General features: G+C 60.8%; 28 protein-coding genes. 22 read left to right on the top strand and 6 right to left on the bottom strand.

Going from position 1 to position 24419, the window contains the following annotated elements; genetic code table 11:
- Positions 1–12 precede the first annotated feature (12 nt).
- The 6 genes from HX807_RS10315 to HX807_RS10290 all read left to right on the top strand — a co-directional run bounded on the left by HX807_RS10315 (position 13) and on the right by HX807_RS10290 (position 5521).
- Positions 13–1197, top strand: a complete 1185-nt coding sequence (locus HX807_RS10315) for an MFS transporter (RefSeq protein WP_177049889.1) — start codon at positions 13–15, stop codon at positions 1195–1197.
- A 184-nt stretch (positions 1198–1381) separates the two neighbouring features.
- On the top strand, positions 1382–1903 hold the full coding sequence (locus tag HX807_RS10310) for a helix-turn-helix domain-containing protein (protein WP_008434717.1): 522 nt from the start codon (positions 1382–1384) through the stop codon (positions 1901–1903).
- A 22-nt stretch (positions 1904–1925) separates the two neighbouring features.
- Entirely contained in the window at positions 1926–3035 is a 1110-nt protein-coding gene (locus HX807_RS10305) for an HlyD family secretion protein (RefSeq protein WP_177049887.1), read from the top strand.
- A complete protein-coding gene (locus HX807_RS10300) occupies positions 3032–4597 on the top strand; it encodes a DHA2 family efflux MFS transporter permease subunit (RefSeq protein WP_177049885.1) in 1566 nt (521 codons plus the stop codon). Before HX807_RS10305 ends, HX807_RS10300 begins: the two co-directional genes overlap by 4 nt.
- 188 nt (positions 4598–4785) lie before the next feature.
- Positions 4786–5103, top strand: coding sequence for a type II toxin-antitoxin system RelE/ParE family toxin (locus tag HX807_RS10295; protein ID WP_008434722.1), 318 nt, complete (start codon positions 4786–4788; stop codon positions 5101–5103).
- Between the two features lies 1 nt (position 5104).
- Positions 5105–5521, top strand: coding sequence for an addiction module antidote protein (locus tag HX807_RS10290; RefSeq protein ID WP_008434724.1), 417 nt, complete (start codon positions 5105–5107; stop codon positions 5519–5521).
- A 62-nt stretch (positions 5522–5583) separates the two neighbouring features.
- Here the strand turns inward: HX807_RS10290 and HX807_RS10285 are convergent, their stop codons facing one another.
- Complete coding sequence (locus HX807_RS10285; RefSeq protein ID WP_177049882.1) at positions 5584–6114, bottom strand: hypothetical protein; 531 nt, start codon at positions 6112–6114, stop codon at positions 5584–5586.
- Between the two features lie 46 nt (positions 6115–6160).
- Complete coding sequence (locus HX807_RS10280; protein WP_081253170.1) at positions 6161–6322, bottom strand: DUF2986 domain-containing protein; 162 nt, start codon at positions 6320–6322, stop codon at positions 6161–6163.
- Positions 6323–6467: 145 nt separating this feature from the next.
- On the opposite strand from HX807_RS10280, the gene HX807_RS10275 reads away from it, so the two are divergent.
- Both HX807_RS10275 and HX807_RS10270 read left to right on the top strand, forming a co-directional pair.
- Positions 6468–7094 carry a glutathione S-transferase family protein gene (locus HX807_RS10275; protein WP_177049880.1) on the top strand — a complete coding sequence of 209 codons (627 nt, stop codon included), beginning with the start codon at positions 6468–6470 and terminating at the stop codon, positions 7092–7094.
- Between the two features lie 95 nt (positions 7095–7189).
- Positions 7190–7816 (top strand): LysE family translocator, encoded by a 627-nt coding sequence (locus tag HX807_RS10270; protein ID WP_177049878.1) that lies wholly within the window; start codon positions 7190–7192, stop codon positions 7814–7816.
- Here HX807_RS10270 and HX807_RS10265 read toward each other — a convergent pair.
- Entirely contained in the window at positions 7813–8676 is an 864-nt protein-coding gene (locus HX807_RS10265) for a sensor domain-containing diguanylate cyclase (RefSeq protein WP_008434731.1), read from the bottom strand. The genes HX807_RS10270 and HX807_RS10265 overlap by 4 nt on opposite strands.
- A 97-nt stretch (positions 8677–8773) precedes the next feature.
- Here HX807_RS10265 and HX807_RS10260 point away from each other — a divergent pair, with 97 nt between their 5' ends.
- Together HX807_RS10260 and HX807_RS10255 are read left to right on the top strand one after the other, a co-directional pair.
- The gene (locus HX807_RS10260) at positions 8774–8989 is read left to right on the top strand and encodes a hypothetical protein (RefSeq protein ID WP_177049876.1); all 216 of its coding nucleotides are present in this window, start codon (positions 8774–8776) and stop codon (positions 8987–8989) included.
- Positions 8986–9558: a helix-turn-helix domain-containing protein gene (locus HX807_RS10255; protein ID WP_177049874.1), complete on the top strand. Its 573-nt coding sequence runs from the start codon at positions 8986–8988 to the stop codon at positions 9556–9558. Before HX807_RS10260 ends, HX807_RS10255 begins: the two co-directional genes overlap by 4 nt.
- A gap of 17 nt (positions 9559–9575) precedes the next feature.
- Here the strand turns inward: HX807_RS10255 and HX807_RS10250 are convergent, their stop codons facing one another.
- Positions 9576–10184, bottom strand: a complete 609-nt coding sequence (locus tag HX807_RS10250; RefSeq protein WP_087694681.1) for a LysE family translocator — start codon at positions 10182–10184, stop codon at positions 9576–9578.
- 114 nt (positions 10185–10298) lie between these two features.
- Between HX807_RS10250 and HX807_RS10245 the strand changes: the two genes are divergently transcribed.
- The 3 genes from HX807_RS10245 (at position 10299) to HX807_RS10235 (ending at position 12618) form a co-directional block, all read left to right on the top strand.
- Positions 10299–11162, top strand: coding sequence for a LysR family transcriptional regulator (locus tag HX807_RS10245; protein ID WP_177049872.1), 864 nt, complete (start codon positions 10299–10301; stop codon positions 11160–11162).
- A gap of 101 nt (positions 11163–11263) precedes the next feature.
- On the top strand, positions 11264–11803 hold the full coding sequence (locus tag HX807_RS10240) for a kinase inhibitor (RefSeq protein ID WP_003215583.1): 540 nt from the start codon (positions 11264–11266) through the stop codon (positions 11801–11803).
- A gap of 5 nt (positions 11804–11808) precedes the next feature.
- Positions 11809–12618 (top strand): AraC family transcriptional regulator, encoded by an 810-nt coding sequence (locus HX807_RS10235; protein ID WP_177049870.1) that lies wholly within the window; start codon positions 11809–11811, stop codon positions 12616–12618.
- Positions 12619–12752: 134 nt separating this feature from the next.
- Here the strand turns inward: HX807_RS10235 and HX807_RS10230 are convergent, their stop codons facing one another.
- Positions 12753–14012 (bottom strand): serine hydrolase, encoded by a 1260-nt coding sequence (locus tag HX807_RS10230; protein WP_177028428.1) that lies wholly within the window; start codon positions 14010–14012, stop codon positions 12753–12755.
- A gap of 321 nt (positions 14013–14333) precedes the next feature.
- Between HX807_RS10230 and HX807_RS10225 the strand changes: the two genes are divergently transcribed.
- Together HX807_RS10225 and HX807_RS10220 are read left to right on the top strand one after the other, a co-directional pair.
- Positions 14334–15560, top strand: coding sequence for an MFS transporter (locus HX807_RS10225; protein WP_003209751.1), 1227 nt, complete (start codon positions 14334–14336; stop codon positions 15558–15560).
- A gap of 358 nt (positions 15561–15918) precedes the next feature.
- Positions 15919–16248, top strand: a complete 330-nt coding sequence (locus tag HX807_RS10220; RefSeq protein WP_032899015.1) for a DUF6124 family protein — start codon at positions 15919–15921, stop codon at positions 16246–16248.
- A gap of 217 nt (positions 16249–16465) precedes the next feature.
- Here the strand turns inward: HX807_RS10220 and HX807_RS10215 are convergent, their stop codons facing one another.
- Positions 16466–17779 carry a phospholipase D family protein gene (locus tag HX807_RS10215; RefSeq protein ID WP_102605913.1) on the bottom strand — a complete coding sequence of 438 codons (1314 nt, stop codon included), beginning with the start codon at positions 17777–17779 and terminating at the stop codon, positions 16466–16468.
- A 316-nt stretch (positions 17780–18095) separates the two neighbouring features.
- Between HX807_RS10215 and HX807_RS10210 the strand changes: the two genes are divergently transcribed.
- The 7 genes from HX807_RS10210 (at position 18096) to HX807_RS10180 (ending at position 24388) form a co-directional block, all read left to right on the top strand.
- On the top strand, positions 18096–19085 hold the full coding sequence (locus HX807_RS10210) for an aldo/keto reductase (protein ID WP_003209745.1): 990 nt from the start codon (positions 18096–18098) through the stop codon (positions 19083–19085).
- On the top strand, positions 19082–19672 hold the full coding sequence (locus tag HX807_RS10205) for a flavodoxin (RefSeq protein ID WP_102605912.1): 591 nt from the start codon (positions 19082–19084) through the stop codon (positions 19670–19672). Before HX807_RS10210 ends, HX807_RS10205 begins: the two co-directional genes overlap by 4 nt.
- A gap of 24 nt (positions 19673–19696) precedes the next feature.
- Positions 19697–20689, top strand: coding sequence for an aldo/keto reductase (locus tag HX807_RS10200; RefSeq protein ID WP_008432612.1), 993 nt, complete (start codon positions 19697–19699; stop codon positions 20687–20689).
- Between the two features lie 62 nt (positions 20690–20751).
- Positions 20752–21219, top strand: coding sequence for a cupin domain-containing protein (locus HX807_RS10195; RefSeq protein ID WP_008432610.1), 468 nt, complete (start codon positions 20752–20754; stop codon positions 21217–21219).
- Between the two features lie 228 nt (positions 21220–21447).
- Positions 21448–22221 carry a carboxymuconolactone decarboxylase family protein gene (locus HX807_RS10190; RefSeq protein ID WP_003209734.1) on the top strand — a complete coding sequence of 258 codons (774 nt, stop codon included), beginning with the start codon at positions 21448–21450 and terminating at the stop codon, positions 22219–22221.
- Positions 22222–22342: 121 nt separating this feature from the next.
- The gene (locus HX807_RS10185; RefSeq protein ID WP_173406085.1) at positions 22343–23287 is read left to right on the top strand and encodes an alpha/beta fold hydrolase; all 945 of its coding nucleotides are present in this window, start codon (positions 22343–22345) and stop codon (positions 23285–23287) included.
- 48 nt (positions 23288–23335) lie between these two features.
- The gene (locus HX807_RS10180; protein WP_008432604.1) at positions 23336–24388 is read left to right on the top strand and encodes an alpha/beta hydrolase; all 1053 of its coding nucleotides are present in this window, start codon (positions 23336–23338) and stop codon (positions 24386–24388) included.
- Positions 24389–24419 lie beyond the last annotated feature (31 nt).

The raw sequence follows: 24419 nt of genomic DNA, 5'->3' as shown, positions 1-24419 counted from the left end.
GAGGAGTCACCTATGCGTATCAACCCACCCCTTGTAGCACTGTCCATCGGCGCCTTCGGCATCGGGGTCACCGAGTTTGCCCCCATGGGCATGTTGCCCGGGATCGCCGCCGACCTCGGTGTTTCCATTCCCGCCGCCGGGCTGCTGGTCAGCGCCTATGCCATGGGCGTGCTGATCGGCGCCCCGATCATGACCCTCGCGACAGCCAGGGTGGCGCGCCGTTATCTGCTGGTGGGCCTGATGGCCATTTTCACCCTGGGTAATCTGCTGTCAGCCCTGGCCACCGACTACCAGACCCTGATGGTCGCCCGGTTGGTGACATCGCTGAATCACGGGGCATTCTTCGGCATCGGCTCCATCGTGGCAGCGAGTGTGGTGGCGCCCGACAAACGCGCGGGGGCCGTCGCCGCGATGTTCCTCGGGCTGACCCTGGCGACCATCGGTGGCGTGCCCCTGGCAACCTGGTTCGGCGAGAACTTCGGCTGGCGTACGGCGTTCTGGGGCATCAGCGGGCTCGGGGCGTTCGTGATGGTGGCCCTGTGGTGGGCGCTACCGAATACGCCCGCTCCAAAAGGGGGAAGCCTGATGGCCGAAATCCGCGTACTGGGCCGCGGGCCGGTACTGGCAGCGCTGGCGTTGACCGTGGTGGGGTCCAGCGCCATGTTCACGGTGTTTACCTATATCGCGCCGATTCTGCGGGATGTCACCCACGCCTCGACCAACTTCGTCACCGCAATGCTCGTGCTGTTCGGGATCGGCCTGACCCTCGGCAACGTCTGGGGCGGCAAGTCTGCGGACCGTTCGGTGGACCGCACCCTGATAACGTCGCTCGTGGTCCTGATTGCCGTGCTGCTGGCGTTCTCTGTGCTCATGCAATGGCCGCTGCCCGCCGCCTTGTCGATCCTGCTGTGGGGCGCCGCCAGCTTTGCGCTGGTACCTCCCCTGCAGATGCGCGTGATGGAAGCCGCCAAGGATGCACCCAACCTGGCCTCGGCGATGAACATCGGTGCGTTCAACTTCGGTAACGCCATTGGCGCGGCGCTGGGGGGAGCAGTGATCAACGCAGGGCTGGGCTACCCGGCCATTTCGCTGGCTGGCGCGATCATGGCGGCCCTGGGTTTGCTGATGGTGCTGGGCCTTGGCTGGCGCTCGCGGCGCGCAGGTTCACGTATCTGCCAGGAACCGGCGCAGGCATAAAGACAGCCGCGCTTAAACGCCCCCCTACACCCTCCCCTCTGAAAAGCCCCGAATCCCGGGGCTTTTTTGCGTCTGCCTGGCCGCCATCCAGCGCTGCAAAAAATTTCAACTAGTGACTTTCATTATGAAATCCACTGTGCAATATTACTTGCGTAATATTTAGCAACAGTTCCCGGAGTCCCTCATGAAGAAAGCCAGCTTCCAACCCATGTCCTGCCCGGTCGCCCGTGCCCTGGAGCACATCGGTGATGGTTGGAGCCTGTTGATCCTGCGTGATGCGTTCTACGGGCTGCGCCGTTTCGACGAGTTCCTGCAGAGCCTCGGGATCGCCTCGAACACCCTGACCCGCCGCCTGAATGCGTTGGTGGCCGGCGGCTTGCTGGAACGGCGCCCGTACCAGGACAACCCGCCGCGCCATGAGTACCACCTCACCGAAGCGGGCCGGGACTTGCGCCAGGTCATCCTCACGCTGATGGCCTGGGGCGCGCGGCATGCCGAGGGATCGACCAAGGTGTTTCTCGCCGACGAGTCCACCGGGCGCCCGGTGGTGCTGGCGTTGATGGATGCCAACACCGGCAACCCCATCACCCGTGCGGGCCACCGCGTACATGTCAGCGCCGATGCCGAACCGCTGACCCTGTGGCGCGCACGAACCGGCCGGGCCTACGCCGAAAAAGACCAGTTGGTCAGCCCCTTCCCCCACTAATACTCAACGAGGTCATTTCGTCATGGACGCTCCAGTCAGCGCTGTGCCCGAACCCACCCAACCATCCCGGCGCAAACAGGTTTTGCGCCTGGGGCTGTTGACCCTGGCCGTGGCTGGCGGCGTGTGGTACGCCAGCCACTGGTGGCTGGTCAGCCGGTTTATCGAAGACACCGACGACGCCTATGTCGGGGCCGATGTGACGGTGATCAGCGCCAAAGTGCCGGGCTATATCAGCGAAGTGACGGTGCAGGACAACCAGTTCGTACGGGCCGGCGACGTGCTGGCGCGCATCGATGTGCGCGACTACCGCACGGCCCTGGCCAAAGCCGACGGCGCCGTGGCCGCGCAACAGGCGACGCTCGCCAACCTCGACGCCACCGAACAACTGCAACTGGCGGTGATCAACCAGGCCAAGGCACAGATCGACGCCACCGATGCCGAAGCACAACGGGCCGGCGACGATCAAACGCGTTACCAGAACCTGGTGCGCAGCCAGGCCGTATCGGTCGAAAGCGCACAGCGGGTCAGCGCCGTATGGAAGACCGCCCGCGCCGACCACTCCCGAGCGCAAGCCGGGCTGATGGCGGCGCGTCGGCAAATCGACGTGATTGAAACCCAGCGCGACCAGGCCCGCGCAGCGCTGCAACAGGCCCAAGCCGAACGCGACCAGGCGCAGTTGAACATCAGCTACACCGAACTGCGGGCCCCAGTGGACGGCTACGTGGGCAATCGCCGCGCCCGGGTCGGTGCCTACGCCGCGGCCGGCAGCCAACTGATCTCGGTGGTGCCCGCGAAAGGATTGTGGGTGGATGCCAACTTCAAGGAAGACCAATTGGGGCGCCTGCAGGTCGGGCAAAGCGTGAGCATCCGCGCCGACATCCTCCCCGGCCGTGAATTCCACGGGCACATCGAGAGCCTGGCCCCTGCCACCGGGGCGCAATTCAGTGTGCTGCCGCCGGAAAACGCCACCGGCAACTTCACCAAGATCGTGCAGCGAGTGCCGGTGCGCGTGCGCCTCGACAGCAACGATGCCGACTTCGGCGCCCTGCGTCCGGGCCTGTCGGTGATGGCGAAGGTCAACACCGATGAGGCGTTCGAGGACCAGGCCAGCGCCCTCAAGGCCCAGCTATGAACAGCCCGTTGCCCGCCCTCAGCACCGCACAAAAAGTCGCGGCCTTCGCCACCATGTGCGTGGGCATGTTCATCGCCTTGATCGACATCCAGATCGTCTCCGCCTCCCTCAAGGACATCGGCGGCGGGTTGTCTGCCGGCGCGGACGATACGGCGTGGGTGCAGACCGCCTACCTGATCGCGGAAATCATCGTGATCCCCATGTCAGGCTGGCTCTCCCGGGTGATGAGCACGCGCTGGCTGTTCGCGGCGTCGGCGGCCGGGTTCACCTTGACCAGCCTGCTGTGCGCGATGGCCTGGAACATCCAGAGCATGATCGCGTTTCGCGCCTTGCAGGGGTTTCTGGGGGGCTCGATGATTCCGTTGGTGTTCACCACCGCGTTCATGTACTTCAACGGCAAGCAGCGGGTGATCGCCGCCTCCACCATCGGCGCCATCGCGTCCCTGGCACCCACATTGGGCCCGGCCGTGGGCGGTTGGATCACCGACATCTCCTCCTGGCACTGGCTGTTCTACATCAACCTGCTGCCCGGCCTCTTCGTGACCTTTGCGGTGCCGATGCTGGTCAAGGTCGACCGCCCCAACCCGTCATTGCTCAAGGGCGCCGACTATATCGGCATGGCGTTGATGGCGGTGTTTCTCGGCTGCCTGGAATACACCCTCGAAGAAGGCCCGCGCTGGAACTGGTTCAGCGACAGCACCATCTCGACCACGGCCTGGATAGCCGCCATCAGCGGCGGGGTGTTTATCTGGCGCTGCCTGGAAATCAAGGAGCCGATCGTCGACCTGCGCGCGCTTCGGGACAGGAACTTCGCCCTGGGCTGCCTGTTTTCATTTATCACCGGCATCGGCATTTTCGCCACCATCTACCTCACGCCGCTGTTTCTCGGGCGGGTGCGCGGGTACGGCTCGCTGGATATCGGCCTGGCGGTGTTTTCCACGGGGGTGTTCCAGTTGCTGGCGATCCCGGTGTACGCCTTGCTGGCCAATCGTTTCGACCTGCGCTGGATTTTGATGTTCGGGTTGTCGTTATTCGCCCTGTCGATGTGGGACTTCTCCCCCATCACCCACGACTGGGGCGCCAAGGAGCTGCTGCTGCCTCAAGCCATACGCGGGTTTGCTCAACAAATGGCAGTGCCGCCGGTGGTCACCCTGACCCTCGGCGCACTGGCCCCCGACCGCCTGAAGCTCGCCTCGGGCCTGTTCAACCTGATGCGCAACCTCGGCGGCGCCATCGGCATCGCCGCCTGCGCCACGGTGCTCAATGACCGCACCAACCTGCACTTCCTGCGCCTGGCTGAACACCTGAACATCCGGAACGAATCGATGAATGTCTGGCTTGACCAGCTTTCAGGGAATGCCCAGTTGCTGGGGCAAAACAGCCTGGATTCGAGCCAGTTCGCGCTGAGTCAGCTGTGGGCGCTGACCTGGCGCGAGGCGCAAACGCTGACCTATGCGGACGCATTCCTGATGATCATGGTGTGCTTCGTCGTCGCCGTGTTGCTGGTGCCGTTGATGCGCAAGGTGCAACCGCCGAAGCAGCCGACGGCGGATGCGCATTAGAGAGGACTTGTCACAACGTTTGAGGCTGTGAGTACAGCACCCGGCTCCATTGCCTACAGTCGCGTCGGAATTTGCCAGCTTGTGCATCTGGGAGGCACCTCTCTAAGGTTGCCCAGGCGCTGAATACCCCTTTACCTGTACTCAACCTCGCGTCGACAAGATGTAGCCATCTAGCTACAAATGGAACTATGATCAACAAGAAAAAAATATACGAGATCCACCAAACACCCGAGTTCGAGAGCTGGCTTAAACGTATGAAGGACACTCAGGGAAAAGCGGCAATTCTGACCCGACTGGATCGTGCCGGAGCGGGCAACTTTGGTGATTGCGAATCGGTTGGCGATGGGATGAGCGAAATGCGTGTTTTTGTTGGCCCGGGCTACAGAATTTACTATGTGCGCTCGGGAATCGCAGAGTACTTGATGCTCAGCGGGAGCGATAAAACGGATCAAAAACGGGGCATACAAAAAGCTAAAGCAATACTCGCTGGCCTGAGAGGTAAATGATATGAGCGATAAATTCAATCCCGAGGAGATGCCAATCCTCAGCCTCGACACGACGGGTACGACTCATTACGAAGCCTCGCGCTTTCTCGATAGCCCGGAAGCAATGGCGGCCTATTTGGCTGAAAGTCTGAAAACCGGTGATACCGAGGGCCTTATTCATGCGTTGGCCGAGGTCGCAAAAGCCAAAGGCGTAAATAAGGTCGCCAAGGATGCGGGGGTCAATCGTGAAAGCCTTTATAAGGTGCTGAAAGCCGGCTCGAAAACGCGATTTGAGACCATAAGGAAGCTGATGACCGCAATCGGTGTCGAACTCACCGTACAACCGGTAACAGCGCTGGCTGTCACTTCAAAACCCGTTGATCCAAGGGCTGGCAAGCCCGTTTCAGCCGCCAAGCCTGCAGCGAAGACGCGCTCGTGATCATCACTGTGTGTTTTGTTGTGGCCGTGTTGCTGGTGCCGTTGATGCGCATTGAGTCGCCGTCAGACAGTGAGGTACTGGATCACCTCGCCCATCGCGTCAATATCGGGAGCATCGCTCACTGCTGCTTCCGAGTTGCACCATGGGTAACTCAGACCTGACACCCACTTCATGACGCTCCCCAAATCCGCAGCGGGCAGCGTCTTCATATGCTCGATAGTGATGGTGAGCTTTTCAACAAGCCCCGACTCAACACTGAACTGCCACTCATACACCCCACACCCAACCCGGGCTTCGCCGGAGTTTTTGTCGGACATCCCCACCAGCCATTTGCACTGATAGGTTTTGGCCCCCTCTTCAGGCGGCTGCCCCAGGCAAAACGTATAGACGTTTTCAAAGGTCTGCCCGAATCGCCGTACCAGCACGTCGCCGATGCCGGCAACCCCTTCAACGTGGGGCGGGAACGAGATGGAACCGGTGCGCACTACCATGTCCAGGGTCGCCTCCGGAACAAACGCCCGGCTGAGCAAATGCGGACGGTTGCCGTCCTTGGCGAGTATGTAGTGCTGAATCGCAAGTTGAGCAGTGTTCATGGTTTTTCCGTCGATTCCCTATCGGATGATGCTTAGGCCTTCTGGATCAACTCTCAGAAGAAACAGCTGGCTCATCAGCGGATTCAGCAGCCAGTTTCAATCGGTCTGCTTTACTGATGTACTTGTCCTTGCGGGCGGGTGCCAATTTGGCGCTGGCCTTTTTGGCCTTGGCCTTGAACAGCTGCTGTAGTTTCTTTTGACGATTCATGTGGTTTATCCGGTTTGTAATCAGTGCTTGCCGCGGTGATTATCCATCTTTCATGCCTTTATCGAAGCAGATTTAATTCACGGCACTCCACAGCGCCACCGCGGTCTGTCCCTATACGCCTCTATTCTCGCCCAGCGGAGCCACCATGATCATCGTCCACCACCTCAACAACTCCCGTTCGCAACGCATCCTGTGGCTGCTCGAAGAACTCGGCCTGCCCTACGAGCTCAAGCGCTACCAGCGCGACGCGAAAACCAACCTCGCGCCCCCTGAACTCAAGGCGATCAATGCCCTGGGCAAATCACCGGTGATTCAAGACGGTCCCCACGTGGTGATCGAGTCCGGCGCCATCATCGACTACCTGATTCGCCGCCATGGTAACGGCCGCCTGCAACCGGATCCGGCCACTGCAACCTATGACGAATACGTGCAATGGCTGCACTTCGCCGAAGGTTCGGCCATGCTGCCACTGATGCTCAACCTGTACGTCGGGCGCCTGGGTGACGCGGGTGCGCCGTTGCATCCGCGTATCGAATCCGAGGTGGCGAACTACCTGGGTTATCTGGACAACGCACTGGGGCTCACACCGTACCTGGTGGGTGACGAATTGACCGGCGCGGATATCCAGATGAGCTTCATCGGCGAAATCGCCCGGGCTCAGGGCAAGCTGCAGGCCTACCCGAATGTGGCGGCGTGGGTGCAACGCTTTCAGGAACGGCCGGCGTATCGCAAGGCGCTGGAACAGGGTGGTGAATATGCGTTTGCGAAGTAAAAGGCCAGGCGGTTCCGGCGGGTGTTCATCTGTATTGCGTTAATCCCCGGGATGAGGATTACTGTAGGACGCATCCGGCATTGAGATAACACAGCATGTTCGAACTCGCCCCCATCCTGACGTATGTCGCCGTGGTCATCGGCCTTTTCCTGATTCCCGGCCCAGCCGTGCTGCTGGTGATCACCCGCACCCTCCAGGGTGGGCGCAAGGTCGGGATTGCCACCGGGCTGGGGGTGGCCTCGGGCGACCTGATCCATACGCTGTGCGCGGCGCTCGGCCTGTCGGCCATCCTGATGACCTCGGCCGTGGCGTTTAACGTGGTCAAAATCGTCGGCGCCTGTTACCTGATCTACCTGGGCGTACGCGCCTTCATGGCCAAGCCTGGCGCCACCACGCGCAAAGACCTGCCCACCGTGACCTCCACCCAGGCGTATTTCCAGGCGGTGGGTGCCGAAGTGCTGAACCCGAAAACCGCGATTTTCTTCCTGGCCTTCCTGCCGCAGTTTATTCACCCGGAATCGGGTTCTTCCCTGGCGCAGTTCGCGGTGTTGGGGTTGATCTTCTCGGGGCTCAGTGCGATGTACACCACGCTGATTTCGCTGGCGATTCGTCCGTTGAGCCAATGGATGGTGGGCCTTTCAAGGCTGCGCCGTTGGGAGGGGAAGATCATTGGGACGTTGTTCATGGGATTGGGGCTGAAGATTGCTTTCCAGCAGCGTTAATCGGTTGCAAACCGCTGCCTTTTAACCCGGTACATCTCGCCATCCGCGTGGCTGAGCAGGCTGTCGGCATCTGCTCCATCCGCCGGGTAAAACGCTACGCCGATACTGCAGGACGGCATCTTGACCGCGCCAAACTCAGCGCTCAGGGGCTGGGTCATCACCGCAACTATCTGCTGCACTTTGGCCGACACGGCTTCCGGTGACTGAATATCCGTCAGCAGCACGGTGAATTCATCCCCGCCCATCCGGGCCACCAGGTCGCTCTCACGCACACACCCTTCCAACCGTCGTGCAATCACGCAAAGCACGCGGTCGCCCACGGCATGCCCGTGCACATCATTGATGGCCTTGAAGTCATTCACGTCCAGAAACAGCAAGGCCAGAGGACTTTTGTGGTGGTGAGCGGCTTGCAGGGCCTCGTCCAACCGGTCATTGAACAGCGAGCGATTGGTGAGGGCCGTCAACGGGTCGTGATGGGCGAGGAAACGCAGCTCTTCTTCCGCCTGCGTCAGGGCGGTTACGTCCCGCGCAACACCGATCCGCGCCCCCACTTCCTCGGACCAGAAGGCCGCCCACAGAATGTGCACCACACTGCCATCCTTGCGGATATAGCGGTTGCGGAAGTCGACGTGGGGCTTGCCATTCATGACCCGCACAATCGACGCCCGGGTGCGGGCCAGGTCTTCAGGGTGCATGTAGTGGGTGATCAGGGTGCCGGTCAGTTCCTCGGCGCGGTACCCCAGCAGCGCTTCGCAGGCATCACTCACAAACACGATCTGGTTTTCACTGTCGACCACGAACACCGTATCCAGCATCAAGTGGATCAGTTTGGGATAGAGGGCTTGCAGGTCAACGGGCATAGGTCTGGGGAGCATCTGGTTCGGATTGGGCGATCATAGCCCGATCCCGAAGGATGGCGAAAAGGAATCATAGCGGCCCGCAGAATGACCCCCGGCAATGTTGCTGCGCCAACTGCGTCGCCACCAGCAGGCTGCGCCACCCTTCAAGGTCGTAGGAGAGCGCCCGCCAGAGCAGCCACGGCCAATAGTCGCAGAGGTGGAACACGCACCAGATCATTCGACACTCGGTTTTTATAATGAACGAATGATTGCTATGCTGAACACCCGGCGACAAAGCGTCAACCCATTTATGGATGATTTGAAGAACAAATGACCGACATAACGAACAATCTCAATCCAAGCCGAATCGACCTGCTGGCCCTGTCGATCAAGCGCGAACGCCAGGCTGCGGGGCTTTCATTGACTGAACTGGCAAAACGCGCAGGCGTGGCGAAGTCGACCTTGTCCCAGCTGGAGTCCGGCATCGGCAACCCCAGCATCGAGACCCTGTGGTCGTTGGCCACGGCGATGGGCTTGCAGGTGACCCGGTTCTTCGAACAACCCCAGCAACACCTGCGGGTAATTCGCGCCAACGAGGGCCTGACCACCTATACCGAAACCGGCCACTACGCGGCCACACTGCTTGCGGATTGCCCGGCGGGCGTGCGTCGCGATATCTACCGGCTAAAGGTACAGCCGGGCGAAGCGCGCCTGTCGCAGCCCCACCCTGCCGGCACCGTCGAGCACGTGCTGCTGTGCAGCGGCAGCGCGAATATCGGCCCGGCCGGTGCGCCTGTGCTGCTGCACGCCGGCGACTACATCAGCTACCTGGCGAATGCGCCCCATGTGTTCGAAGCACTTGAGACGGATACCACGGCGGTGATGGTGATCGAACATCCCTAAGCCGCGGGGATGTGCCCTCAGGCATGGATAGGCAGGGCCAACCCGAACAGCACAAAAAACCCGCCGCAGACTTTATTGAATCGGCGCCCGGTTCGCGCCAGCCAGGGCCGTACCCGGTGCGCGGCGCTGGCCACCAGGTACTCGACGATGAACTCCACCACGGCGTAGGTCAGGGCGATGGTGAGCGTCTGCGCGATGATGCTCCGGTGCGGGTCCAGGAACGGTGGAATAAACGCGGTGAACAGCAGCAAGGCCTTGGGGTTTGAGATCGCCGATACCAGCCCCTGGCGGAACAGCGGCCAGCTCCGCGAGCTGGTAGTGCCGGTCGCCTCAAGGCTGACCGGTGCCGCCCGCCACAGCCCGAAGCCCAGCCAGATCAGGTACAGCCCACCCGCCACCTTCAAGGCCGTGAACAAACTGGCCGATGCCTGGATCAGCGCACCCAACCCCAACGCACACAGCGCCAGCACAATCGCAAAACCGAGCACGCCGCCGCTGATGGTGAACAGCGTTTTGCGGCTGCCGTGAAGCGCACCGTGGGTCAGCGCCAATAACGCATTGGGCCCTGGCACCACCGAGATGCCGAAGCAGGTAACCAGGTAAAGCAACCAGGTATCAAAGGGCATGGATCCGATCCAGAAGGTGTTGGTTCAAGGCAGAATGTTGCGGGTGAACAAGCGTCCATGAAAAGCGCATAATTCAGGCCTTAGCCATTCGATTAACGAATAGAGGTCAGCGCGATGCCCGCCAGCGATTTGCAACTCGATTGGCTCGAATGCTTTGTGGCCGTGGTGGATGCCGGCTCGTTGTCTGGCGCCGCCCACGAGGTCAACCGCTCGCAGTCCGCCGTCAGCATGCAGATGAAGAAACTCGAAGCCGCCCTTGGGCGACAGCTCTTGAGTCGCGGCCCGAGGCACCTGCAACTGACTGCCGATGGCCAGACGCTGCTGAGCTACGCCCGGCGCATGCTCGCCCTGCACGCTGAAACCCAGGCGGCATTTCACGGTGAAGAGCTGACCGGGCGCATCCGCCTTGGCGTTGCCGAAGACTACGCGGCCCGGTACCTCACGCCGCTGCTCAAACGCTATTCGCCGCGCTACGCCGGTGTGGAAATCGAACTGACCTGTGAACAGTCGACCACGCTGATCCCGCAGTTGCGCAGCGGCGATCTTGACCTGGCGCTGGTGTCTCGGGACTCGCCCCAAAGCGGCACCTTCCTGTTCAAGGAGCCCATGGTATGGGTAGGTTCACCGCAGTTCGAACTGTGGCGGCGCGACCCGATCCCCATCGCCGTCTACGAAAGCGCAAGCCTCGCCCGGCGGTATGCGGTGAACGCACTCACCCAGCAAGGCCGCGAATTCAAGGTGGTGTACAACAGCTCCAGCCTTGCCGGCCAGGTGGCCGCCGTCGAGGGCGGGCTCGCGATTGCCGCGATCACCCAATGCACCGTGCAGGATTCGCTTCAGGTACTCGGTGACGAGCACGGTTTGGGCAGCATTGAGCCCATGGAGGTTTCGATTCTGCGTAGCCGGGCGTCCCGCGGGTCCAAGGCGGTCAATAGCCTGCATGCGTTCATCATCCGAACGCTGAGGGCTCAGCCTTAGTGGGCAGAGCGTTTCGGCACAATCATCGAGCGCTTCGGCGCAGTGCCGTGCCTACGCGCTGTTTAGGATCAAGGCTCAAACCACGCCTGGACATCACCGCAATGAAACTCAAAGCACTTGCCCCCGCGATCACCCTGATCATGGCCGCCAGCGGACACGCCGCCAGCTTCTCACTCAACAGCCCGGACATTGCCGACCAACGCCCGCTGACGCACCTGCAGGAATTCAACGGCTTCGGCTGCAGCGGCGGCAACACCTCCCCTGCCCTGTCCTGGGCCAACGCCCCGGCGGGCACCAAAAGCTTCGCCATCACCGTCTACGATCCCGACGCCCCGACCGGCAGCGGCTGGTGGCACTGGACGGTGGTGAACCTGCCCGTCACCGTCTCCAGCCTGCCGAGCAATGTCGGCACCCACCTGCCGGCCGGGGCAGTGCAAGGCCGCACGGACTACGGCCAACCCGGCTTCGGCGGCGCTTGCCCGCCCGTGGGTGATAAACCGCATCGCTATCAATTCACCGTGTGGGCGTTGAAAGTCGACACGCTGCCGATCGACAATCAATCCAGCGGCGCCCTGGTCGGCTACATGCTCAATGCCAACAGCCTGGCCAAGGCCACAATCACGGCCCCTTACGGACGCTAGTCACGATGGATGTTCACGAAGGTCTGCGGCACCGGGAAAGCATCATCGAAAGCTGCGTGATCAGGGCCCGGCAACATCACACCCTGCAACGCGTGCCGATCTTCATGAGCGCCCTTTGCCGCGTGCGCCAGGGGCAAAAACTGATGCAGTGGGATGAGCGCGAAATGCGCGCCGGCCCACAGCACCTGATTCTACTGCCGGCGGGCCGCGAGCTTGGGGTGACCAACTTTCCCGGTGCCCAGGGTGACTACATCGCTGATGTGGTGTCGTTTCCGGTGACGGTGTTGCGTAACTTCGTTGCCCGGTATGGCGCGCAGTTCAAGGGCAGCATGCATGCCGACCTGTGCGTACGCCTGGACAAACAGACCCGACAAGCCTGGGACCAACTGCTGACCGCACTGAGCACCGGCGCCCCGTCGGCCCTGTGCACCCACTATGGCGAGGCCGTGTTGCTCTGCCTGTGCCTGGCGGGCCAGGCGGGACCATTGCTGATGGATCGCAACGACCCCTTGAGTGAACGCGTGCAGCGGTTGATCGGCAGCAACCTGTCCAGGGACTGGACCGTTGCCACGGTCGCGCAGCAGTTGAATCTGGGGGAGTCGACGTTGCGTCGGCAGCTGGCCAATGAGGATGCGAGCTTCAGGGCCATCCTGGAAAATGTTCGGCTGGGGGCGGCGTTGCAACAGCTGCAAACCTCCAGGGATTCCATCGGGGAGATTTCCAGTGCGTGCGGGTATGCGTCGGCGTCGCGGTTTGCGGTGAGGTTCAAGTCACATTATGGGCTTTCACCGCGGTCGTTGCGGGCGGCGATGTGAGGTACACACTACCTGAGTAGCCCATAACCTGTGGCGAGGGAGCTTGCTCCCGCTGGGCCGCGCAGCGGCCCCAAAAAATGGGCCTGCTGCGCAGTCCAGCGGGAGCAAGCTCCCTCGCCACAGGTACTTCGCGGTTATTGAAGCGCTTTGGCAACCGCATCAAAGGCAAACATATCGTCGATCACCTTGCCACCCGTGGGTTTGGTCTGCGCCTGCCACACCACAATCACCACATTCCTGGTCGGATTGATGTAGAGGTACTGACCAAACGTACCGGCCGCCGTAAAGGCTTTATCCGCTTTGGAGGCGTCGGTCCAACCTGGCCACCACATGGACGCAAAGTCACCGTACGCCGCATCTGAACCGGTAGTCGCGCTGGCAAAACTCAACCAGCCTTCAGGCAACACTGGCTGCCCACCGGCCTTGCCACCGCTAAGCACGAACTGCCCAAAACGCCCGTAATCCTCAAGCGTCGCGCTGATACCGCTGCCGCCCACTTCATTGCCATTAAGACCATCCAGCCACCACTTGGCATCGGTTTGCATGCCGTAAGGCGCCCAGATCTTCTCGCTCAGGTATTGCGTCAGTGGCTTGCCCACCGCAGCGCTCACCAGTTGCCCCAACACTTGAGTTTCACCGGTGCTGTAGTTGGTGCGAGTGCCAGGCGGCGCGGCGGTGGGCAGGCTGGCCATGAACTTGAGGAGCGACCCGGGCACTTGTTCACTACGCAGTTTGATCAAGTGGCGCTCGTCCGAGGTAGGGTCCGTGTATTGCTCGTTCCACTTGATCCCGGAGCGCATGGACAGGATCTGGCGCACGGTGACCTGGTCATAACCGCTACCGGCCAACGCGGGTAAATAACGGGTGACCTTGTCATCCAGGCTCTTGATGGCGCCGTCCTGCAGCGCCGCGCCTACGAGGGTCGAGGTGATGGACTTGGCCACTGACATCGACATCCACCGGGTGTCGGCGGTGTTGCCTTTTTCATAACGCTCATCAACGATCTTGCCGTCCTTGAGCACCAACAGCCCGGTTACCCGGTTGATCGCCACGTAGTCATCGAGGCTGTAATGCTTGCCTTTGTAGTCAAAGGCAACCGGCCCAAGTGGCTGGCTGCTGCGGGGTAACGGGAACGGATGGCCGCCCGCCTTGATCGTGCGCGTCGGGAACAACCGGTCGGTATTACGGAAGGTAGTGACGGCCAAGTCCTCGCTGAGCCTGCCGTCATAGATGGCCTGCACATCGCCAATCGGTTCCTGTGCATGGGGATAAGGCTTCGCGGGATCCGGGGTGGCCGCGCAGGCGGTTAACGACAGCGCAAGTGTCGACGCACACACCAACACATGAAGCGCGCTGCGTTCAACCGGGGATGAAGGGCGATGAAGCACGGGCATAAGCACCTCTTTATTATTGTTTGATCGGCCTTGAAACGCTTCGGCACATCAGTAAAAACCGACATGCCGAGGCTCAGGATGCAGCGGGGGATTTTTTCTGGCGCGCGGGATCGGGCCGGATTACGCGCGGAGTCGGGCCATGGGCAATCGCGAGGGTCTACACGGAAGAGAACGCTCTACGCAGGCAGTCTTATCAACGAGACTGATGATTACTATCGAACCGGTCGCCTATTGGCTTACCAAAACCGATTCCTATAATCACCTCCACTTTTCCCCCTCCCGTCTGTCCGCAGGCGAAATCTCCTCCCGGAACCCAACACCATGCCAAGCGCAAGCCGGGCCCCTAGCGGCCTCCCCGAACATAATCAACAAACCGTCCTGCAACAGTGGCTGGCGATACTCTCGGTTGCCGTGGGCGCCTTCGCCCTGGTCACCAGCGAGTTCCTGCCGGTGGGCGTACTCAACGACGTCGCCGCCGACCTCGGCATCAGCGCCGGCCATGCCGGGCTGATGGTCACCCTGCCCGGCATCATGGCCGCCCTCGCCGCCCCGTTGCTGTCGGTGGGCATTGGCGCCATGGACCGTCGCTACCTGCTGATCGGCCTGACCCTGATCATGATCATCGCCAACATGGTGGTGGCCTACGCCAGCGACTTCAGCCTGCTGCTGTTCGGCCGCGTCCTGCTGGGCATCAGCATCGGCGGCTTCTGGGCCACCGCCATCGCCCTCAGCGGCCGCCTGGCGCCCAAGGGCGTGGGCGTAGCGAAGGCCACCTCGATCATCATGATGGGCGTGACCCTGGCCACCGTGCTCGGCGTACCCGTCGGCACCTGGCTGAGCGGCCTGATGGGCTGGCGCATGACCTTCCTCGTCACCGCACTGGTGGGCATACCGGTACTGCTGGCACAGATGTTCCTGCTGCCCCGCCTCGAACCGGAAAAAGCCATTCGCATCGCCGACCTGCCGGCCCTGTTCATCAACCCACAAGCACGGGTTGGCTTGATCGCCGTATTGCTGATCGGCCTGGCCCACTTTGCCGCGTACACCTACGTCGCGCCGTTCTTCAAAAACAGCTCCGGCTTCGACGGCCCGACCATTGGCTCCCTGCTGCTGCTCTACGGCGTGGCCGGCGTAATGGGCAACGTCTTCGCCGGCTTTGCCGCCAACCGCAGCGTGCGCCACACCTTGCTGCTGGTGGCGCTGATGATCGGCACCAGCACCGCCCTGTTCCCCTACTTCGCCACCGGCATGAGCGGCGCAGTAATGCTGATCGCACTGTGGGGCTTTGCTTTCGGTGCCTTCCCGGCGTGTGCGAGTATCTGGATGTTTGTGGTTGCGCCCAAGGATGTGGAGCGTGGCATGCCGCTGTTCGTCGCGTTGTTTCAGGTGATCATTGCCGTGGGCTCGTTCTTTGGCGGGCAGATCGTCGACAAGATGGGCACTTCGGTGCTGTTGAGTTTGGCGACCGCGTTGGTGGGCGCCGGGTTTGTGACGGTGCTGGTGTTGGGGCGCAAGGTGAGTAATAGCCTGGCGGCCCAGCCTGCTTAATCGAGGAAAACGGGACTGATTGAATTCAGTCCCGTGGCTGGAGGCAGTGAGCACCGCACCTTGCTCCATTGCCTACAGTTGCGGCAGAATCCGCCGGCTTGTGCACCTGGGTTGGCGTCTCTAAGGTTGCTCGGTCGCTGAAACCTCAGTGATCGGGTTTAGTAGCCCGAGGTTAACTGCAAGTGCATAAGCAGCATCTATCAGACCTTCTTGTCTGTGCTTGATGGTGGCTGTGCGCAGGGCGTCTTCGGACGCGCCGGCTTTTGTAGTTTCCCCGGTCTACTAACCTGCGTACAGCCGCCACCCCATTTCGTTTAGTAGCGACGTGGTGAGGGCCCTGCTCAGGAAAACTACTGATATGTTCAAGGTAACGCCGAATCCTCCGGGATCTCCCGATTTGAAACTCAACCAAGCCGCGCAACGTGCCTTGGATCACTATCTCAATCCCTCCTCCGCCAAAACCGCCCCGCCGTCGGGTGCGCTGTTCAGTGTGGCTGCTGATGCCAGCAGTGAAAGTCTGATTACCAATAGCTATGAAACCTTTGCCTCGGTCAGCGCGTTGCTGCTTGATCTGTCGGACGAGCTGAGCGGGAAAGACCGTGATGTGGCGTTGGCTATTCATCAACTCAGTGAGTTGGGGGTGCTGTTGATGGGTAAGTTGATGGATCGGGAGGTGCCGTCTAGCTGAAACCGGACGCTGTCCAGGCTACTCAACTAGCTCAATCGACTGATCGCCGAGGCGCTGTAGGCATCTACGGCGGCTCAGCGACGACGATGCCGCTTTAGTTGAGTAAGTCGCCGCTCATGCTGCGCTCAATAGCGGTTTCAGGCCATTTGCCGCCATTACGAAACGCCGTTTTCGACTCCAAACGGACACTCCACTGATGTCAGGCAGGTGTGGGATTTCAGCTTCTGGTGGTCGCGACAAGAATGGGCTTTGTACCGTTGCGCCCTTTAAAGACCATTGTCACATCGACCACCGTATCCATTCCCTCAAAAAACACATCCGCGTTGACCCCATCGAGCCGTTTCTTCAGAGGGGTAGTACTGGTGATGTGGCGGCTCAGTAGGCTTTCAAAGTCAGCCCTATTGCTATCAATCCACCTCTTCAGATCGGTTCTGAGCTGCTCGATTGGCTTGAGCTTTTTACCCGACGGCTTTCGCTTGGGTCCTAGCGTGTCGAGAACGCTGATCTCGTCGATTGAGTAGAGAACCGGGACCATGCACAGTTCGGTCCCGTTCTCGTTCTTCAAGATGGCAACAAGAGTCGTGTCGGAAGGCGCCCGAGCAAGATCTTTTGGGGTGACGGAGAGTGTCACATCCACCCGATCGAACGGTTTAGGCAGAATCCCACCAATGGTCATGCTTTGAGCGAATTTCGTGATTTGTTGGCTCGCAAGCCTTGCCCAGCCGACCTTCTGTTGATTGAGCACGCATAGGCAACGGCTCGACTTAATCATCCGGGGGAGCACGATGCCGTTCTTCCTGGTCCACTGGAGCAGGTCAACCTTCGCATCAAATTTCAGTCGTGCAGAGCCCTCAGATGGCTTTACTGTTCCGGTGTATTTCGTGCCGGAAGGTGCGCCAGACCGAACGGCAGCACCAATTGCAGCTAGGTTCTTAGCCTTTCGTGCAGCTCTCTCTTGTTCCTGCTGATCCCGAGCAACCTGGACTCGCTTGGCTTGGTAGGTATCGGCTTTACCCTGAATCTTGGACATCGCTTCGTTGAATTCTTCGAAAGCCTTTTTGGCTAAGCGAACATCCTTCTCCATCCGCAACACCCTGGCCCAGTCGATCAATTCCAGATCCGGGTCGTCAATCCAATCATTGACCACGCTCCGAACTCGCTCACAAGAATTGGCTTTACTGTTATCGAAACAAACACTCAACTCCTTATTTTTCGAGGCCCCCCTGAAGGTAAGGTTCTGGCTGCCAAGTGTGACGAAGTCAGCCTCGTCCATGATGACTTTCGCATGAAGGTCCTTCACCTCGTAAATCGTGCACTTGTTGATGAGCAACAGCTTGAAGGCAGCGATTGTTGACGCCATACAGACGAAGTCCCTTACCTCGAACCGTGTGTAAAACGTTGCTTGCTTGTTGGCCAAGAGCTTAAGCGTGCTGTTTTCTGTGATGTAGGGGGACAGCACTGTCAGAGGCGTGGTGGCTTCTCGGATCTGCCGATTCCATCGAGGAGCCAAATTGGTTCTGATGCGGATCATTCAACCGTCCCTGGTCTGCCTGGGCGCGAGGCGCGGGGTATATTGCAATCCCTCCAGTATACCGCCGGCGCAGCTGACCATCACAGGCTGTAACCTTGATCGGCAGAGAACAGCCAAAAGCGAACGATCAAGAGAGTGTCAGATTTTTTGTGTACGAGCGGTGATGGCCTACCGTGAGGCAAGCCTTCATTCGACAGTCGCCACCGCCCCTCTTCCGGGACTGATGAGCAAACCTCATGAAGCCTTGCCGATTTACCCGTCTAGTCCTCAGTCGTTAGCGCGCTTACTGTCTCCCCACGCCCAACGGGAGATCAACATGCACAAACGCACACTCGGCAACAGTTCACTCGAAGTATCCGCCCTCGGCCTCGGCTGCATGGGTCTGAGCCATGGCTATGGCCCGGCCACGGATACCGAGCAAGCCATCGCACTGATCCGCTCAGCCGTTGAACGAGGCGTCACGTTCTTCGATACCGCCGAATTCTACGGCCCCTATATCAATGAGCAAGTAGTCGGCGAGGCGCTGGCGCCAGTTCGCGACCAGGTTGTGATCGCTACAAAATTCGGCTTCGCCGTCGGCACCGACAATACAAAACAGGCTCTGGACAGCCGGCCCGAACGTATTCGAATAGCCGTCGAGGGTTCGTTGCGTCGACTGAAGACCGATTACATCGATTTGCTCTACCAACACCGCGTCGATCCGGACGTGCCGATTGAGGACGTTGCCGGGGCGGTGAAAGACCTGATTAGCGAAGGAAAGGTCAAGCACTTCGGCCTGTCGGAGGCAGGCGCGCAAACCATTCGTCGCGCCCATGCGGTACAGCCGGTCACGGCGCTGCAAAGCGAATACTCGCTGTGGTGGCGCGAGCCTGAGCTGGAAATCCTGCCGACCCTTTGGGAGCTGGGCATCGGCTTCGTACCGTTCAGTCCATTGGGTAAAGGCTTTCTCACCGGCACGGTGTCGGCCGATTCCACTTATGGCAGTGACGACTTCCGCAGCATCGTCCCGCGTTTCAGCCAGTCGGCGCTGCAGGCAAATCAGGGTCTGGTGGTGTTGATCCGTCAGATTGCTGCGCAGAAACAAGCGACACCGGCCCAGATCGCGCTGGCCTGGCTGCTCGCGCAGGCACCGTGGATTGTGCCGATTCCGGGCACGACCAAACTGCATCGCCTGGAAGAAAACCTCGGCGGCGCGAACATCACCCTCGACGCTGCCGAACTCAAGGCCATTGATACCGCGCTGGCGCAGATCCGCATCGAAGGCGAGCGCTATCCCGAGGCTCTCAAGGCGCGCGTCGGTCGATGAGTACCGATCACGATCCGCTGCGGCGCACGGTCATCGCCGCACTGGCCAGCGCCCCGCTGCTGTCGCTCGCCGACGCGCAAGGCGCCAGTGAAACACCGCGTTCGGGCTCGCGGATTCTGGTCGCGTATTTCTCGCGCTCGGGCAATACCCGCGTGGTCGCCGGGCTGATCCAGCGTGGACTGGGTGCCGATCTGTTCGAGATTCGCCCCGCCCACGCCTACCCCGAGGACTATCTGCAAACCGTGGAACAGGCGCGCCAGGAACGTGACAGTGGCTTCGAACCCGAGCTGCAAAACACGGTTCACGCCCTCAGCGACTACGACACGATCTATCTCGGCTTTCCGATCTGGGGTGAAACCGCCCCGCCGATCGTGCGCGCATTCCTCAGCGCCCACGATCTGACCGGCAAGACCCTCATCCCCTTCAACACCCATGGTGGATATGGCCTGGGCAACAGCCGCCGTGTGCTGGTCAAGCATGCGCCGAAGGCCAAAGTGCTGGAAGGTTTTGTGATGGAGGGTGAGCAGGAGCGCAAGACCATGGAACGCGTGAACGGCTGGCTGAAAGATCACCCTCTCACGCACTAATCGAATTCTGTACGGAGTAACTCCATGAAAATCCGCACGTTGGGTAATGGCCTGGAAGTGTCCGCCTTGGGTCTTGGCTGCATGAGCATGACGTCGGCCTACGGGCCGGCAGCCGACCAAGCCAGCATGATCAAGCTGATTCGTTCGGCCCACGAGCAAGGCGTCACCTTGTTCGACACCGCCGAAGCGTATGGCCCGTTCGCCAATGAAGAGCTGCTGGGGGAGGCCTTGCAGCCGATCCGCGAGCAGGTCGTCATCGCCACCAAGTTCGGTTTCGATATCGACTTGATCACCGGCGCACGTGGCGGCGGCACCAACAGCCGCCCGGAGCATATACGCGCCGTGGCCGAAGCGGCGTTGAAGCGTCTGCGCACCGATTGCATCGACCTGTTTTATCAGCACCGCGTTGATCCCCAGGTGCCCATCGAAGACGTGGCCGGCACCGTCAAGGATCTGATCGCCGAGGGCAAGGTCAAGCATTTCGGCCTTTCTGAAGCGGGTGTGGAAACCATTCGCCGGGCCCACGCGGTGCAACCGGTCACGGCGGTGCAAAGCGAATATTCGCTGTTCTGGCGTGGCCCGGAGCTGGAACTGCTAGCCGTGCTGGAAGAACTGCGGATCGGCTTCGTACCGTTCAGCCCGCTGGGCGCCGGTTTCCTCACCGGTCAGATCGACGAGAACACGCAGTTCGACGCGAGCGATTTCCGCAATTTCGTCCCGCGCTTTTCCCCTGAAGCGCGCAGGGCCAATCTGGCGTTGGTCGATGTGGTGAAAGCCGTCGCGCAACGCAAACACGCCACGCCGGCGCAAGTGGCACTGGCCTGGTTGCTCGCACAGAAACCGTGGATTGTGCCGATACCGGGCACGACCAAACAGCATCGCCTGGAAGAAAACCTGGGCGCGGTCGAGCTGCAATTGAACGGCGACGATCTGCGCGTGATCAACGAACAGATGGCACAGATTCGGGTGCACGGCGAACGTCTGCCGGAGTCGGCACTGAAAATGACCGGACTCTGAGTCTGCCCGACGCGGCGCCATGTGCGGCGTCGCTTTCTCTGTCTGACCGGAGAACTCATCCGATGAACCGATTGATTGCGCCACTCGTTGCTTTGTCACTGATGGCGGCAGAGTCCCAGGCCGCCAGCGAAATCCGCGTTACGCCGAACGGATCCCAGCCTTCGATCAAGGGCGCAGCGGAAAACTTTACCGGCTCTGTACGCGTCGATGGCCTGTTCAAAGGTGAAGCGCCCGCGCGCATCGGTGGCGGCACGGTGACCTTCGAACCCGGCGCACGCACGGCGTGGCACACCCATCCGCTGGGACAAACGCTGATCGTCACTGCCGGCGTCGGCTATGTGCAGCAAGAGGGTGGCGCGCGTCAGGAGATCCATCCGGGCGACACTGTCTGGATTCCACCGAACACCCGTCACTGGCACGGCGCCACGGCCAGCAACGGCATGACCCACATCGCCATCGCTGAAGCCGAGGATGGCAAGACCGTCACCTGGGCGGAGCAGGTCTCGGAGGCGCAATACGCCGGCCAATAAAGTTACGGAATGTGTCGAAGCTGCTCGACCGGCACGTTCGCGGCGAACCGCCACGTAACCTCAATGCGCCGTAACAACCTGCCCGCACCGGGATTCCAGCGGTTATCGCACGTCGACTCATGAGTTCTGCTCATGAGTCCATGCGCTATTTCGGGGTTAATCGCCACAACCATCCTCCTTACGATCCAGCAACACCGCAGCGCCCCGCAATGGATGGAGCCCTTCACGATGATCACTGACACCCGCAACCGCACTGCCCTCCCCACACTCATGGCGCTCTGCCTGAGCGTCGGGGCGATGTTCAGCGTCACCACTCAAGCAGCCGAGGCTTCGCCCACCATGACCAGCACACCCGCCAGCGCAGCCCGCTTGTCGAGCCAGCAACAAGCCATTCCACTGATCGCGGCGTTCATGGCGACCAGCGACATGCCCAACCTCAACACGGCGCTCAACCAAGGGCTTGATGCCGGCCTGACCATTAGCGAAACCCGCGAAGTCCTCGTGCAGCTCTACGCCTACGTCGGCTTCCCGCGCAGCCTCAACGCCTTGAATGAATTGATGACCGTGGTGCAGGCGCGCAAACAACGCGGCCTTGACGATGCGCCGGGGCGTGAGCCGAGCCGGGTGATACCGGTGGGGGATGAGCTATTGGCAGCGGGTACGGCGAATCAAACGAAAATCTCCGGCGCCCCGGTCAAAGGCCCGGTGTTCGAATTCGCCCCAGTGATCAACCAGTTCCTGCAAACGCACCTGTTCGGCGACATCTTCGAGCGCGACAACCTCGACTGGCAAAGTCGCGAATTGGCGACTGTCGGAGCGCTGGCAGCGACGCCGGGGGTCGAGCCTCAGTTGCGCTCGCACATGGCGGCGAGCCTGCGCGTCGGGCTCAGCGCAGCACAGTTGCACCTAGTCACCGAACTGCTGAAAAAGCATGGCGATGCACAGACTGCCGAGCGGGCCAACGCAGCGCTGGTCCAAGCCCTCGCGGCGTCGAGGAAGTGACATGAGAACTGCAAAACGTCTGCTGAGCGTCATGCTGTTGAGCCTGTTGGCGGCCTGCGCGAACCACTCCGAAGGCCCGCTGCTGATCCAGAAACAAGGCAGCTTCGCCGCCGGCGGAACGATGACCACGGCACCGGGCACCTTCAACCCGCGCCAACCGATGACGCCCAACGGTCAGACCTACCACGGTGACCACGCCTACGCCTTCTATCAAATCCCGGTGGACGCGCGAAAACTGCCCATCGTCATGTGGCACGGCGCAGGTCAGTTTTCCAAGACCTGGGAAACCACCGCCGATGGTCGCGAGGGTTTTCAGAACATCTTTCTGCGCCGCCACTACGGCGTCTATCTGATCGATCAACCCCGGCGTGGTGATGCCGGGCGCAGCATGGTCGAGACTACCATCAAGCCTGTGCCGGACGAACAACTGTGGTTCAACCAGTTCCGTATCGGCCTTTGGCCCCGCTACTTCAACGGCGTGCAAGTGGCACAGGACGCCCAGACCCGCGAGCAGTTTTTCAGGGCTATGACACCGAACACCGGGCCGTTTGACATGGGCGTGGTCTCCGATGGTGTGTCGGCGCTGTTCGACAAAATCGGCCCCGGCATCCTGTTTACCCATTCTCAGGGCGGCGGGCCGGGCTGGTTGACGGCGATCAAGAACGACAAGGTCAAAGCCATCGTGGCGTTCGAACCGGGCAGCAGTTTCGTGTTTGCTGACGGTGAAGTGCCGGCGCCGATCCCCAGCGCGTTCGACACGGTGCAAGGCGCAGCGGTGCCGATGGAGCAATTCATGGCACTGACGCGCATTCCGATTCTGATCCTGTACGGCGACAACATCCCGGAACAGGCAGTCGATCTGCCCGCTCAGGACAGTTGGCGCGCACGCCTGAAAATGGCCCGGCTCTGGCGTGACGCGGTCAATCGCCATGGCGGTGATGTGCGACTGATACACCTGCCGGAGATTGGCATTCACGGCAATACCCATTTCCCCATGTCGGATCTGAACAACGTGCAGATCGCTGACCTGGTCGCGCAGTTCCTCAAAGAAAAACAGCTGGACTGACCCAAATACTTTCGCAACTGCCGTCCTTTTTTTGCTCAGGAGCTTCACGTGAAGAACACCCTCAAAGCCACGTTCATGTCGGCATTGGTCGGCCTCTCGGCAGGCGAAGCCTTGGCCGCCGACTACAAGAAGAACCCATTCACCCTCGCCTACGACGGCGCGATCACCCGCAACGAACCGGGCAGGGTCAACATCCACCCGGTCAGCTATAAGCTCAACGGTCTGGACATCGCCGCCAACGTCTACACGCCTGCCAACTACGACGCGAAGAAGACCTACCCGACCGTGGTGGTTGCGCATCCAAATGGCGGCGTAAAGGAGCAAGTCGCCGGTCTGTATGCCCAGCGCCTCGCCGAACAGGGCTACATCACCATCACGGCCGATGCGGCCTATCAGGGCGCCAGCGGTGGTCAGCCGCGCAGCATCGATAAACCGGCGTATCGCATCGAAGACATTCACGGCATGGCCGATTTCATCAGCCAGTTCGCTGGCGTGGATGACAATCGTCTGGGCCTGCTCGGCATTTGTGGCGGCGGTGGTTATTCGTTGGCGGCGGCGCAAACCGACAAACGCTTCAAATCCCTGGCAACGGTGAGCATGTTCAACTCGGGTCGAGTACGCCGCAACGGCTACAGCGACTCGCAACTGGACAGCATCCAGCAACGTTTGCAACAGGCATCAGCAGCCCGCGCGCAAGAAGCAGCGGGGGGCGCGGTGCTGTATACGGGGGATGCCAACCTCACCGATGAGCAGACTGCCAAACTGCCTTTCGAACTGTATCGCCAAGGCTATGAGTACTACTGGAAAACCCACGCGCACCCGAACTCGACCTTCAAATACACCACCAGCAGCCTTATTGACCTGATGCGTTTCGACGCCACCGACCATATCGAGTTGATCAATCAACCGTTGCTGATGATCGCCGGCAGCAAGGCCGACAGCCTGTACATGACTCAGGATGCGTTTCCCAAAGCCGCCGGCACCACCGACAAGGAAGTGTTCATCATCGATGGCGCCACCCACATTGAAACCTACTGGGTGCCGCGTTATGTCGATGCGGCGATCGGCAAACTGACGGATTTTTACGCACGCACCTTGTGATCAGCGCGCCAAGGGTCGCACATCCGTGCGC

The organism is Pseudomonas sp. D8002, from assembly GCF_013385695.1.
GTDB lineage: Bacteria > Pseudomonadota > Gammaproteobacteria > Pseudomonadales > Pseudomonadaceae > Aquipseudomonas.
This window is presented reverse-complemented; position numbering and strand designations above follow the sequence as displayed.